The following is a 13,086-nucleotide window of genomic DNA, read 5'->3' on the forward strand; positions in this document are numbered from 1 at the left end:
TTTATTATTTATAATTCCGGATCGATGGCTGCAGCATTGAACTCCGGATTTAATTTTTTATAGAGATAAGTAGGTTCTGCAGTCAGAACAATCTCTATGGTTGGCCCGACAATCATTTTGAGTAAATGTCCACCTTTAACGCTTCCATCTTTTAAAGAAACAGTCGTGTGAGTATGTGCTACCGGTTTTCCTTCGTACCAGGTGATATTTCCAATGATCGAGGTTACCTCTGCAACACCGACAGTGTTCACCAGATATTCCTGACGGTCAAAATCAAACCAACCTAATTCTGTTTCGAATGAACTTCCTATACCTTGGTAATGGGCACTTTTGATGTCGTATTCCTTAGCAAAATCTGTAAATCCGGAAACGACTTCATCGCCTTTCGCAAAAACAAGCATATAGGTTTTCACACCGCCAATTTCACTTAGAAGTTTTACTTTCAATCCAGGTGCTTTTCCTGATTCTATTACCGTTTCAATAGATTTGTATTGTGATTCCATATTGTTTATTTTAAATCCGGGTCGATCAATGCAGCATTAAATTCCGGGTCTAATTTTTTGTAAAGCGACACGGGCTCTTCAACCAAAATAATTTCCATTGTCGGTCCGCAGAATAATTCCAAAAGATGTCCGCCTTTCACCGAGCCATCTTCAATTGCAGCACTAAAATGTGTATGAGCAATTGGTTTTCCTTTGAACCAGGCAATATCTCCCGTAAAAGAAGAAACCTCCGAAACGCCAATTGGGATGACCTTAAATTTCTTTTTATCGTAATCAAACCAGCCTGCTTTTGCAGATAATGCATCCCCCAAACCTGTATAGTGACCACTTTTGATATTGTTTTTCTTGACAAACTCCGTCAGTCCGGCTACAATCTCGTCACCCTTTGTAAAGATGAGGAGATAGGTTTTTGTCTGACCTACGGTGCTTAATAATTTCACCTTTAAGCCTGGTGCTTTACCATCTTCCAGTGTTTTGGTGGTGTCGGCATATTCTTGCGCATACGTTTTGGTATTGAACAAAACCATTGTTGTCAAAATACACAGAGCAATCTTTATTAAGTTTTTCATAATGTACTATTTATAACCAAAAAAGACCCGAATCATCAGGTCTTAAATTTATTTTGCAATCCTGTAATCTGCTACAGTGTGATATTTAATTTTATCACCTTCAAACACGAAAGTGTCTGTTCCTACAGGAATCTGAGCTAGGTCTGAATCACTGTTCCAAAGGATGTACGCTACATTTCCATCAATTAGTTTCTGATCCATCCCGAAAGCTGAACCTGTCGGGATCACAGCAAAGAATTCCACAAAAAACTGACGGATATTATCCAAACCTGTTACAATTCCTTTGGGTGTAAAAAGCACAGAAGTTTCTGTGTAATCTTCTACGATCGCATCCAGGTCATTGTTTCCGAAAGCTGTTAAATGATGTACCAGGATCTGTTCTACGTTGTTTTCCATTTTGATTTTATATATTTTAAATTAATTGTTCTGATCTAAAAAAGGTTTCATACTCGTCCAAACGGCATCAAAATTTACCAAAAATGCAGGATGAGGCGCATTTGGAATAATGGATAATTGAGCATTTGGAATCATTTTGTACGCTGTGATCACAGTGTCGAAAGGTGCATTCTGATCTTTTTCACCAGCCATCACCAAGACCGGACATTTGATTTGTCCTAAAATGGTTTTATCGATATTAAGATCGTTGTAGTAGCTGCTTAAAGTGCTGAACCATTCGTCTATTCTTTTCGGTTCCGGTCGTAAGGCCATTTGTTGTTTCCAAAACAGCTCGTCCATTGCGGAAAAGGTTTTATAATCCATCTTAAACTCACGGAAACCTTTCTTCCACTCTCCTGCTCCGATGGCAACAAGCTTTTCAATTCTGTCTGGATATTGCTCAGCGAAAAAATAACCTGTATAAGCGCCATCACTAAAGCCTACAATCGTCACTTTTTCTTTGGTCACTTTTTCAAGAACTGCATTCACATCTTTGGCCTTCTGCTCATAGCTCGGAATTTTGTTACCCATTTCCGATCTTCCGTGTCCGCGTGTAGAGATGGAGATGACCTGATGTTTCTGAGAAAGACTGTCGATCAGCTGACCCATTTCCAAAGGTGAACCGACGATCCCGCCGTGCAGTACAACAATCGGACTTCCTTTTCCATAAACTTCATAATAAATCTTGGCGTCATCAGACTTCACATAATGTCCAGCAGATTGATTATTTCCGTAAGGGACAGAACTTGCAGTGGCGTTGCCCTGCATAAAATAACGTAATGGAGATAATTCAGATTTCTGCGCAAAACCAAAAATATTAATGGCTATGAGAAGCAAGATCAAAAGTGATTTTTTCATTTTTTCAGATATAGTTGATAACATCTTTTCAAATACTTTTATAAATTGAAAGTTCAACACCTACAAAATGGTCATTTTTTTCAATTGTTGTTTTGAAAAAGATCTTATTATTTTTAAAGTTCGAATTCCCCTGCTTTGGGATCACTATTAAAAGTTCCTGCCGGCGTTACACGGAAACTACCTGCTGTGGCAAACGTATCTTCCATAAACATAAAGTGATAAATTTTTTCGTCTTTAACTTTCGCTAAAATTGAAAATGGCGAAGTCACTTTTTTATCCAATGTTCTGGATGTGTAGGTAAAAGTTCCGAATACTGCTACTTTCTCACCTTCTGAAAAAATATCCTGAACTCCGAAATCCTGAATTGTCCAGAACTCATTGACCCCAGCGAATGTATCAATGAATGCCTGAGAGCCTTCGTGTGTTCCCGTCCAAGGTAAGATCCTCTGTAACTCAGGATTGTTAAAATTCAGAGAAATGTAAGTTGCATCTGGTGTGATTAGCGGTCTCATTACATCTGGATTTGTAGTATTGGCCAAAAATTCTTCAATGACCTCAATTGGTGTTTTCATATTTATTTTTTTTAATTATTTAATTATATTTATTTACGGTAGTACCGCTTAGTTATTAATTATACTTAATCTATCAGCTTGATATCAAATAATCTGTAGTAACCTTGCTGATTTTATACAACAAATTTCTTACAAATCCATTTCCCGTACCCATAATCTAGTTTAAGAAATCGCGTTGATCTATGTTAATGCGCTTGCGAAATCCAATGCTACTCAGCGTTTTTATTAAACCACACAATATATGATTCCACGGCTTTTTTGGTAAAATCCTTGGTGCCGCCTTCTTTCATATTTCCTTCCTCATCAAAGAGGTCATTGACGTGCGCAATATAAACTTCAGGTTGTTGCATTGTCGGCATATTGAGAAAGACAAGACTTTGTCTCAAATGGTGATTCGCCCCAAAAGCTGAAAGATTCCCAGGTGAATTGCTGAAGATCGCAGCCGGTTTTTTATCCCAAACACTTTTTCCATAAGGTCTGGAACCTACATCGATCGCATTTTTCAAAACTGCGGGAACCGACCTGTTGTATTCCGGAGTAACGAAGATCACGCCGTCAACATTTGCCATTTCTGTTCTGAACTTTGTGATGACTTCAGGAACTTCGTTGTGGTCATCAAAATCCTGATTGTACAGTGGAATATCACTTAGATTAATTAATTTAAACTCAAATCCGTCCGGTGCAAGATCTAAAAGTGTCTTGCCAACTTTCTTTGAAAATGATTCTTTTCGCAGGCTTCCTGCAATAATTCCGATTACTTTGCTCATAGCTTTATTTTTTTTAGAAATTTTGCAGCCAATTGACTGCAAAATTTAAATTAGAATACAATAATTACATCGTCATACCACCATCGATCGCAACGGCCTGACCTGTCATATGTTTTGCCTGAGAAATAAATATCACAGCGTCCGCAATATCTTGAGGTGTTTGGTCGATGCCTTGAGGAATCAACGACGTTTTGTTTCTTTCCCAGGATTGCTCTTCGGTCTCACCTTCGAGTTTCCATCGGTCTGCTACACCGCCTTCTCCTCGCCACATTCCTGTTCCTACGATTCCCGGACAGATGGCATTGACCGTGATTCCTGTTGTCGCTACCTCTTTTGCAATACTGTTCGTAAAACCGATCACTGCAAATTTAGAAGCAACATAATGAGACAGATGTGCCATTCCCATTTTCCCTGCAATAGAAGCACTGTTGATGATTGCACCCGAACCTTGCGGTTTCATAATTTCAAGCTCAGCTTTTGTACTTACGAATACACCTTTGCTGTTTACCGACATTATTTTATCCCAGTCAGCAGGTTCTATTTCTTCGATGCTACCGATTCCTACAACGCCTGCATTGTTCACAGCTACATCCAATCTACCAAAGGTAGAAACCACTTTTTTGAGTGCTTCTCTCATAGATTCCAGATCGGTCACATTGGCAACTAACCCTAAAGCTTTTCCACCATATCCTTCTATATCTTTCACTGCAGTTTTCAAAAGTTCTTCATTGAGATCGGCAATGGCCACAGACGCACCTAACTTAGCAAATTCGATTGCAATAATTTTTCCTATTCCTCCACCGGCACCAGTTACAAATACCACTTGATCTTTTAAATTTGACATAATTTCTATTTTTTGAATTGATTTATAATTAATTTTCGTTTTTATTATTTTTAAAGTTGACGATCATTCTCAAAGGCTGATCCTTGGTCGTGTAAGCATTCAGCCAATTGAAAAAAGTAGTGACTTTATTTCTTAGATTGATCAAAGAAAACAAGTGCACAAACACCCAGATCAACCACGCAAAAAATCCGTTGAAATGTTTGAACGGACCAGCCGTAAGATCCGCCACTGCCCTGTTTCTGCTAATGATCGCCATTGATCCTTTGTCATTGTAGACAAAAGCTTTTTGCGAACTGCCTTTTGACATTGCATTCAGGTTTTTTGAAAGTAAAGTTGCCTGCTGAATCGCAACCTGAGCCAATTGCGGATGACCATTTGGAAACGCAGGATCTGTTGTCATTAAACTTGTATCTCCCAAGGCATAAATATTCTCGGTTCCAGCAACTTTATTGTAATCGTCTACAATCAATCTTTTTCCTCTTCCATAACTCGCCGCCGGAATGCCCTTGAAAACAAGAGCTGTAACGCCAGCTGTCCAGAGTAGGTTTTTGGTTTCAATCTCCGTTCCATCCGCTATATAGACGATATCATCTACATAATCTTTTACCAACTGTCCTAATTTTATATTGATGCCCATTTTCTGTAAAGACTGGGTAGCATATTCTTGTGAAGCCTTGCTCATAGGAGCGAGAACTGTTGGCAAACCATCGATCAAGTGAATATCAAATGGGACATTATTCAGTTCCGGATAATCTTTGAGAAGGATATTCTGCTTAAGCTCGCTTAGCATTCCGGCAATTTCTACGCCTGTTGGTCCGCCGCCTGCCACTACGAAAGTGGTCAGTTTTTTTCTTTCCTGAGTATCAACTGTTCTGGATGCTTTTTCGAGTCTATCCAAAACGGTGTTTTTAAGATTGATCGCATCATCGATGGTCTTCATCGGCAAAGCATTTTTCTTGATGTTCTCGTTCCCGAAATAGTTACTTACCGTTCCTGTGGCTATAATTAGTTTTGAATAAGTAAGTTCGCCATTATTCAAAATCACCTTATTTTCTTCCGGTTTGATCTCCAGAAGTTCTCCCATTCTGAATAGAAAATTAGGATGGTTTCTGAAAAATTTTCTGAAAGGATAACTGATGTTGGATACATCCAAAAATCCCGTTGCTACCTGATAAAGCAATGGTGGAAAGAAGTTGTAGTTGTTCTTATCCACTAAAATGATATTGGATTGATAACCTGATTTGAGAAGTTTTTCAGCTATTTCGATTCCAGCGAAACCACCGCCTATGATGATGGTATTTTCTTGGTACGTTTTCATATAAAAATGATTAAGGTGTGACTACAAATTTGCTTTTCATATACAAAAATGTAACCGTTAACCTTAACAAATTTACTATGATCGTAAGTCCATTGCAATGTGCAAATGGAAGTAGTATATATCTAAAAGATTGATTCTCTCAGGTAGTAATAATGGGAGACCTTAAAATATTTCAATATCCGAAGTTCAAATAAAACCTTTGCAATCGGTTCAAACCATCAACTAAATATTCTTTGGGACAGCCAATATTAATTCTCAAAAATCCTTCGCCAGCTGCTCCATACATCGTTCCTGGATTGACCCAGAGTTTTTCTTCTTCTAGCAAAATTTTGGATAATTCTTCGGAAGTTTCATTTAATGAACGACAATCCAGCCAGACCAAATATGTTGCTTCTAATGGAAGAACCTTGATTTGAGGTAAGTTTTCAGCGATGAATTCTACAAAATACTGATAGTTTTCATAAAGATAAATTTTCAATTCCTCCATCCATTGCTTTCCAATTTGATAGGCAGCAATCAATGCTTTGGCAGCGATGGGATTCGGATAACTGGTTTCCTGAACTTCAAAGGTTTTATGGATTTTATTTAAAATTTCTTTGTTTTTAGAAATGATGTAAGAGATCGGCAAACCCGCAAGATTAAATGTTTTACAGGGCGAACCGCAAGTCACCGATTGTAGATTGTAATTTTCAGCAATTGCTATGAAAGGAATATGCTGATGCCCTTCAAAGACCAGATCAGCATGGATTTCGTCTGAAACAACTATCAATTGATGTTTCGAGCAGATATCCGCAATTTTTTCAAGTTCACTTCTTTTCCAGACCCTGCCAACCGGATTATGAGGATTGCAAAGTAACAGCAATTTTGTATCAGGATTTGAAGCTTTAAACTCCAAATCATCGAAATCGATTTGATAATTCCCACCTTCGTAGATCAGATCATTCTCAACCAAACCAAATCTTAGGTTTTCCACTTTCTGGTCATGGATATTTTTTCCATTAATTAAAATATTTCCCGAATCAGCCTCTATTAATCGGTTAATCATTTTCAGGGTTGTTGTTTTTCCACAACCGCTGGTTCCCAAAAGCACCAAAATTTCCTTATCATTGGCCTGAAAAGAAATAGTGTCTACTGCTGATTTTCCGTTGAAATTTTTTGAAACCGATTCTACTGTAATCATAGGCAGTTATTGAGCAAGTCTGATTCCGGTGAACTGCCATTTCAAGCTGGTTTGGAAGAAATTACGGTACGTATTTCTGCTGTGTCCGATTGGCGTAGCAACAGATGCGCCCCGCAGAACCATTTGATTGACCATAAATTTTCCGTTGTACTCGCCTACTGCGCCGGCTTCTTTTTTAAATGCGGGATAAGGCAAATAGGCAGAATTCGTCCATTCCCAGCGGCTTCCCCATTCGAAATGATTGGAAGCAACTTCCCATTCCGCTTCGGTTGGCAAACGCATTCCTTTCCACGAAGCGAACGCTGAAGCTTCGTAAAAATTGATATGACAAACTGAATCATTCAAATCTAATTCTTGTAATCCATTCAAAGTATAATTCATCCATTTCCCGTCAATCAAATGCCAATATAAAGGAGATTTTGCTTCATTCTGTTTCACCCAATCCCAACCTTCGGCGTGCCAATGTCTGAAATCTGCATAACCTCCAGCTTCCATAAATTCTAGATATTCCGAATTGGAAACTAAACGATCAGCAATTTGAAAATCATTCAAATAAACTTTGTGCCTTCCCAATTCATTATCAAAACAAAAACTTTCACCTTCAAAACCGATTTCGTAAACACCTTCAGAAAATTGAATCATTTCAATATTTTCAGAATGTTCTTTTTTAGAAATATCTTCATTTTTGTAAACTGGGAAAAGCGGATTGTGACCTAAAATATATTTGATATCCGTCAGTAATAATTCCTGATGTTGCTGCTCGTGATTGAGTCCGAGTTCTAATAAAGGTTTGATTTCTTCCGTTAAAAATTCACTTTGAAGAAAATCCTGCATTTCTTCGTCCACATATTTTCGGTATTTATAAATATCAGAGACAGACGGTCGGCTCAAATTCCCCCTATGAGTACGGATTACCCTCGCTCCTACTGTTTCGTAGTAACTGTTGAACACAAAGTTATACTGTGTATCAAAAACTTGATAATCCGGAACATTCGGAATCAGAATAAAAGTTTCGAAAAACCAGGTCGTGTGTCCTAAATGCCATTTCGGTGGACTCACATCAACGATCGGTTGAACCACGTAATCCTCGATTTCCAGAGGTCTGCAAATCTCGACAGAATGATTTCTAATTTCTGAATATTTCTCGGCCCAATTGGTTATGGAATTTGATATGGTTAAAACGGAATTTGTTTTCATTGGAATTTAATTTTAAAATTACAGAACCTGCCAAATAGAATCTACAAACCAATTTTTGGAATCGTGTATTTCATCAATGATATGAAATTTGGCATCCCTTGCAAGTTTGCTGATATCTTCTTGCGCAAATTTTTGTGAGATTTCCATATCGATCAGCTCATTTTCTCCAAAGTGAAAAACCTGGTTTCCGATGTGTACATTTTGCTCCGTAAGACTCACGAGATAACTTTTGCAAGTGCCTGATATGGGGTCGTAGGTTTGGTAATGCTGGAAATTCAAAACATCGAAGTCAGCTTCCAATTCGCGGTTCATTCTGATGAGAAGATTCAGGTTGAAGGATGATGTGATTCCTGCAGGATCATTGTATGCATTTAAGATAGTGTGTGGATTTTTCTTCAAATCGAAACCAATCAGAAGAATGTCGCCACGATTCAGTTTTCTCCTCAATTCCCTGCAGAAATGGTAGGATTCTTCCAAATCCATATTGCCGATATTGCCGCCCAAAAACAAAACTACTTTCCTTCTTTGCGAGATTGCCATTGCCTTGTCGAGCATATCAAAATAATCGCCTTCCAAAGTTTTGACCTCTAAATCTGGCAAATCTCTGCTGAACTTTTCACTTAATTCATCCAAAATATGTCCGGAAATATCAATTGGCATATACGTAAAATCGATATTTTCTTTAGTTAGGTATTCAAGCAGATAACTGGATTTCATTGCATCGCCGGCTCCCAATTCTATCAGATCGAAAGGCTCATTATCTATCAGAATGCTTTTTGCCAATATCTCAGTTTTATTTTTGAAGATATCTAGTTCACAATTGGTGAGATAATACTCGGGCATATCCATGATCTGTTGGAAAAGTCTGTCACCTGCCTCATCGTAAAAATATTTTGAATATAATTTTTTTGGAGTGCTGTTCAAGCCTTCCAGAACGTCCGCCAGAAAAGTTTCCTTGGATTTGTTTTTCGTTTGAAACTCTGTTTCCACCTGTGAATTCATAAATATTGTTTTTTGGTTTTAGAGAACTACAACTATCTTGCCGCCACCGGAATTGGATTCCATAAAAATGTGGGCTTCTACAATTTCATCCAGTTTGAAGACCTTCTTGATTTTCGGATGAATGTTTCCATTTTCGATTTCATTAATAAAATCCTGAAAATATTTTCCCTCAACCCTCATATGCCCGCTGTCGTAAACCGTGAGAAAAGTTGCAGCCGGAATATGATCCATCGGTGCAAAATCTTTGATAGACCACTGCTCAGAAAGCATTCCGGTCATACAAACGATTCCACCTCGTACTACCGATATTAATGAATCTTTTAAAGTGGATGTTCCCACCAACTCTAGAATCTTATCGATTTTTAGGTTTTGATTCGAAATTTGTTGTGAAAGATCTCCATCGTCGATCAACACTTCATCGGCTCCGTTTTCAATCAATAAATTTGTTTTGTTGATATCTCTGGTTGTACTAATGACTTTCAGGCCTTTTGATTTTGCAAATTCAGCTGCTAAAAGGCCAATCGAAGAAGTTCCCCCTCGGATGAGAATTGTTTCTCCTTTTTTAATTTTCAACGCAGAATGCAGCGAGCCGTAAACCGTCTGGAACATTTCCGGTAGAGCACCAAGTGTCTCCCAGGGAAGGTCACTTTCAAAAGAACTGATAATTGATTTAGGTAAAACTGCAAATTCAGCATAACTTCCATCAAAATCACGCCCCATTCCGCCCATAAATGCGGCAATCTTTTGACCTTTTTGAAATTCATCTGAAGGATCTTCAACAATCTCGCCCACGCATTCAATTCCCAATATTCTGGGGAAATGGATACTTTCGGAGTAGCCTTTTCTAGTCATTATCTCCGAACGGTTCAGTCCGAAAGCTTTTATCTTAACCAAAACCTGATCTTGTTTCGGTAACGGAATTTCTCTTTTTTCCAAACGCAAATTCTCGGGTCCGCCTGCACGGTATAAAACAGCAGCTTTCATAATCTTATGTTATGTTATGAAGTTTGTGAAACTGTTACATTATTGAAAATGTAACTGAATATTTTCCATTGGTTTTCTTCCTGTCGAAGCACAAAAAAATCTCTGCTTGTCTTTTGTACTCTTGATGTATCTTTTAAATCGATTGAAGATGTATTTGCAACTGCTTCAACAAATCCATAATTATCGTTGACATCAATTTTCAAATTATCAAACTTAATTTTAAAGTCTTTTTCTGTAAGAAAATTCGAATTTGATCTTCCAATTTCCCCTCTCTTCAATGAGCGGAAACCATCAGGCATAAAGATGGCATCCTCTGAATAAAAGGATAGCACACTGTCGATATTTCCTGAATTAAGAGCTGATTCAAAATTTTGAATGCTCTCCTTAATTACGTTTTCGTGATGACTCATCATTTCTAAATTAAATATTATTTCGTTTACGTCCATTTGTTTCTTAAGAATCTAATGACAAAATTGACTATTTAAAATAAAGGTTGCCAATAAACAAATGCAAGAAATACTATTGAACTAGTTTAAGTTTTTGAAAAGCTCAAATTATATTCTTAATGAAAAAAAGTAAGCTTAGTCATCTACGCAAACTTAAACGGCATTCAAAACCTTCAAAATATCATCTATATCTGCTAATAAATGGTTTGAATAGAGTCCTGTTAAGTTATCTACTTACTTATTTTAAAATCCAAATTCTTTATCAATAATCATTTATATATATCGCTATTTCTTTAGATTCTGTATATTACCAATTATTCTAACTAAAGATTATTCCGTACTAAAAAAGACACTCTAAGACAAAGAATACCGAGATCTGGCATATTTTCATATTGTATAACATAGCACTATAATTTGATCTATAGTTTGAGATTATCTCTTACATAATAAATTAAATATGATGAGTGCTTATGAAAAAGATGACTTCACAAAAAAACATTCAGAAAAAAAGATTGGAGGGTAGAATTATTGACTACACTCAGAATATCTTAAAAAAAATTTCTTTTGAAAAATCTAAAAAAATTCTGACGGAATCTGGGTTAAATCCATCTGATGACGAAATCAGAAGTATAATGGATTTTGCACATCAGTTGGCAGATCTTATTATTAAAAACTATATTTTAAAATAAATTCTACTACATTAGCCTGATAGCCAAAATGTTAATATAAAACTTACTACTATGCTAATAGCAGATTTATATATTAGAGTTTCTACAGATGAACAAGCTGATAAAGGTTATTCACAAAGAGATCAGCATGAAAGATTGGAAAGATATTGCAATCAAAACCAGATTACGATCGGTCAGGTAATATTTGAGGACCATTCTGCAAAAAATTTTAATAGACCGGAGTGGACAAAATGACAAAATATATTGATCACATTAAAAAAAGAAGTCTTAAATCAAATTTAGTTCTGTTTACAAAGTGGGATCGCTTTAGCAGAAATGCCGGTGATGCTTATCAGATGATTAAATTGCTGCTAGGCAACAACATTTCACCCCAAGCAATCGAGCAACCTCTAGATATGTCTATTCCGGAAAATAAGATGATGCTGGCAATCTATTTGGCAGCTCCGGAAGTTGAAAATGATCGAAGAGCTCTAAATACTTTTTATGGGATGAGAAGAGCTCAGAAAGAAGGAAGGCTTATGGGAACAGCTTCGTACGGCTATGTCAATAAGTGTACAGAAGATGGTAGAAAATATGTTGGTCTTAAAGAGCCGGAAGCTTCGAATATGCTCTGGGCATTTAATGAGATCGCTAAAGGTAAATACTCCATCAATCAAATAAGGTTGAAGATGAATGCTATGGAGGGTGCAAACATTAGCAGTACATCATTCTACAGGGCAATAAAAAATCCTATGTACTGTGGTAAAATATTTATTAAAGCTTACAAAGATGAAGAAGCCTGTCTTGTTGAAGCTACCCATGAAAGTTTGATTTCGGAATCACTTTTTAATAAAGTACAGAAGGTATTAAGTGGAAAAACTTGGGAAGAAAGGCCACAAGGAAAAATTATTGCCCATAACCATTTTCCGTTAAGAGGTTTTTTAAAATGTCCAAAATGCGGAGGGCACATTACCGGTAGCGGATCGAAAGGTAAAAAGAATGTTTACTATTATTATCACTGCAAATCCAGATGTGGATACAGATATGGCTCTGACATGGTTAATGACGCATTTATAAAAGAGCTAAAAAAATATGAGTGTCATACTGGATTTGGTCAACTTATTAAGGAAATACTTTTGATCAATTTCAAAAATATTCATCAAGGTCTCGACTTGAAGAGAAAGGAAATTTCTTCAAAAATTATCAACTTGAATAATCGTCTAAATAGTGCCAGAGAAAAATATTTAGAGGACAAATTGGATTTTGAAGATTATCAGTTGATTAAAAATGAAAGTAAAAAGAAAATTGATGTATTAGAAATGCATCTACAGGATCAAAAGCTAACTGGTAAAAATAGCGATATCAGAACAAAACTTGATCAAGTGCTAAAAGTATTACCAAATCTCTCTCAGATCTACACTACAGGCGATTCTGATACTAAAAAAACGGTCATGTGTTCGATTTTTGCCGAAAAACTCGAATTTCAAGAAACAACTTTTCGAACACCCCAGATCAATTCCGCTCTTTCCTCTATCTTATTAATTAACAATCAATTACAAAGTAAAAAAAAAGGAAAAATCACTCCTAAAAGTGATTTTTCCCGCCAAGTGACTTCGGAGGGGTTCGAACCCCCAACCCTCGGAGCCGAAATCCGATATTCTATCCAGTTGAACTACGAAGCCGTTTTAAAGCAATTGGTAATAAATAATAAGTAATATTTGAAATTACTTATTACCAATTGCT

15 protein-coding genes, 1 tRNA gene and 1 pseudogene are annotated in these 13,086 nt (G+C 36.8%); 3 read left to right on the top strand and 14 right to left on the bottom strand.

The annotated features are described in order from the left end of the window. Positions 1–8: 8 nt before the first annotated feature. The 13 genes from EG348_RS20460 to EG348_RS20520 all read right to left on the bottom strand — a co-directional run bounded on the left by EG348_RS20460 (position 9) and on the right by EG348_RS20520 (position 10,675). Complete coding sequence (locus EG348_RS20460) at positions 9–503, bottom strand: PPC domain-containing DNA-binding protein (protein ID WP_123984780.1); 495 nt, start codon at positions 501–503, stop codon at positions 9–11. A 5-nt stretch (positions 504–508) separates the two neighbouring features. After that, positions 509–1,072, bottom strand: coding sequence for a PPC domain-containing DNA-binding protein (locus EG348_RS20465; RefSeq protein ID WP_123984781.1), 564 nt, complete (start codon positions 1,070–1,072; stop codon positions 509–511). A 48-nt stretch (positions 1,073–1,120) separates the two neighbouring features. Next, positions 1,121–1,468, bottom strand: a complete 348-nt coding sequence (locus EG348_RS20470) for a nuclear transport factor 2 family protein (protein ID WP_123984782.1) — start codon at positions 1,466–1,468, stop codon at positions 1,121–1,123. Between the two features lie 21 nt (positions 1,469–1,489). Next, positions 1,490–2,365 carry an alpha/beta fold hydrolase gene (locus EG348_RS20475; RefSeq protein WP_123984783.1) on the bottom strand — a complete coding sequence of 292 codons (876 nt, stop codon included), beginning with the start codon at positions 2,363–2,365 and terminating at the stop codon, positions 1,490–1,492. A 113-nt stretch (positions 2,366–2,478) separates the two neighbouring features. After that, the gene (locus EG348_RS20480; RefSeq protein ID WP_123984784.1) at positions 2,479–2,937 is read right to left on the bottom strand and encodes a nuclear transport factor 2 family protein; all 459 of its coding nucleotides are present in this window, start codon (positions 2,935–2,937) and stop codon (positions 2,479–2,481) included. A 209-nt stretch (positions 2,938–3,146) separates the two neighbouring features. After that, complete coding sequence (locus tag EG348_RS20485; protein ID WP_123984785.1) at positions 3,147–3,704, bottom strand: NADPH-dependent FMN reductase; 558 nt, start codon at positions 3,702–3,704, stop codon at positions 3,147–3,149. A gap of 64 nt (positions 3,705–3,768) precedes the next feature. After that, positions 3,769–4,548: an SDR family NAD(P)-dependent oxidoreductase gene (locus tag EG348_RS20490; protein ID WP_123984786.1), complete on the bottom strand. Its 780-nt coding sequence runs from the start codon at positions 4,546–4,548 to the stop codon at positions 3,769–3,771. Positions 4,549–4,576: 28 nt separating this feature from the next. Continuing rightward, positions 4,577–5,866, bottom strand: coding sequence for an NAD(P)/FAD-dependent oxidoreductase (locus tag EG348_RS20495; protein ID WP_123984787.1), 1,290 nt, complete (start codon positions 5,864–5,866; stop codon positions 4,577–4,579). 172 nt (positions 5,867–6,038) lie between these two features. Beyond that, positions 6,039–7,046, bottom strand: a complete 1,008-nt coding sequence (locus tag EG348_RS20500) for an aminotransferase class I/II-fold pyridoxal phosphate-dependent enzyme (RefSeq protein ID WP_123984788.1) — start codon at positions 7,044–7,046, stop codon at positions 6,039–6,041. A 6-nt stretch (positions 7,047–7,052) separates the two neighbouring features. After that, positions 7,053–8,243: an ergothioneine biosynthesis protein EgtB gene (gene egtB, locus EG348_RS20505; protein ID WP_123984789.1), complete on the bottom strand. Its 1,191-nt coding sequence runs from the start codon at positions 8,241–8,243 to the stop codon at positions 7,053–7,055. Positions 8,244–8,261: 18 nt separating this feature from the next. Next, entirely contained in the window at positions 8,262–9,245 is a 984-nt protein-coding gene (locus EG348_RS20510) for an L-histidine N(alpha)-methyltransferase (protein ID WP_123984790.1), read from the bottom strand. An 18-nt stretch (positions 9,246–9,263) separates the two neighbouring features. Further along, complete coding sequence (locus tag EG348_RS20515; protein WP_123984791.1) at positions 9,264–10,229, bottom strand: zinc-binding alcohol dehydrogenase family protein; 966 nt, start codon at positions 10,227–10,229, stop codon at positions 9,264–9,266. 14 nt (positions 10,230–10,243) lie between these two features. Continuing rightward, positions 10,244–10,675 carry a YybH family protein gene (locus tag EG348_RS20520; protein WP_123984792.1) on the bottom strand — a complete coding sequence of 144 codons (432 nt, stop codon included), beginning with the start codon at positions 10,673–10,675 and terminating at the stop codon, positions 10,244–10,246. 479 nt (positions 10,676–11,154) lie between these two features. Here EG348_RS20520 and EG348_RS20525 point away from each other — a divergent pair, with 479 nt between their 5' ends. The 3 genes and pseudogenes from EG348_RS20525 to EG348_RS21975 form a co-directional block, all read left to right on the top strand. After that, a complete protein-coding gene (locus tag EG348_RS20525; RefSeq protein ID WP_123984793.1) occupies positions 11,155–11,364 on the top strand; it encodes a hypothetical protein in 210 nt (69 codons plus the stop codon). A 51-nt stretch (positions 11,365–11,415) separates the two neighbouring features. Next, positions 11,416–11,598, top strand: a complete 183-nt coding sequence (locus EG348_RS22015) for a recombinase family protein (protein WP_123984794.1) — start codon at positions 11,416–11,418, stop codon at positions 11,596–11,598. Beyond that, a pseudogene (locus EG348_RS21975) lies at positions 11,595–12,326 on the top strand (recombinase family protein); the annotation flags it as partial. The gene EG348_RS22015 and the pseudogene EG348_RS21975, both read left to right, overlap by 4 nt. 625 nt (positions 12,327–12,951) lie before the next feature. Here the strand turns inward: EG348_RS21975 and EG348_RS20540 are convergent. Then, a tRNA-Arg gene (locus EG348_RS20540) sits at positions 12,952–13,025 on the bottom strand. Positions 13,026–13,086: the final 61 nt, after the last annotated feature.

This window comes from Chryseobacterium sp. G0201, from assembly GCF_003815655.1.
Lineage (GTDB): Bacteria > Bacteroidota > Bacteroidia > Flavobacteriales > Weeksellaceae > Chryseobacterium.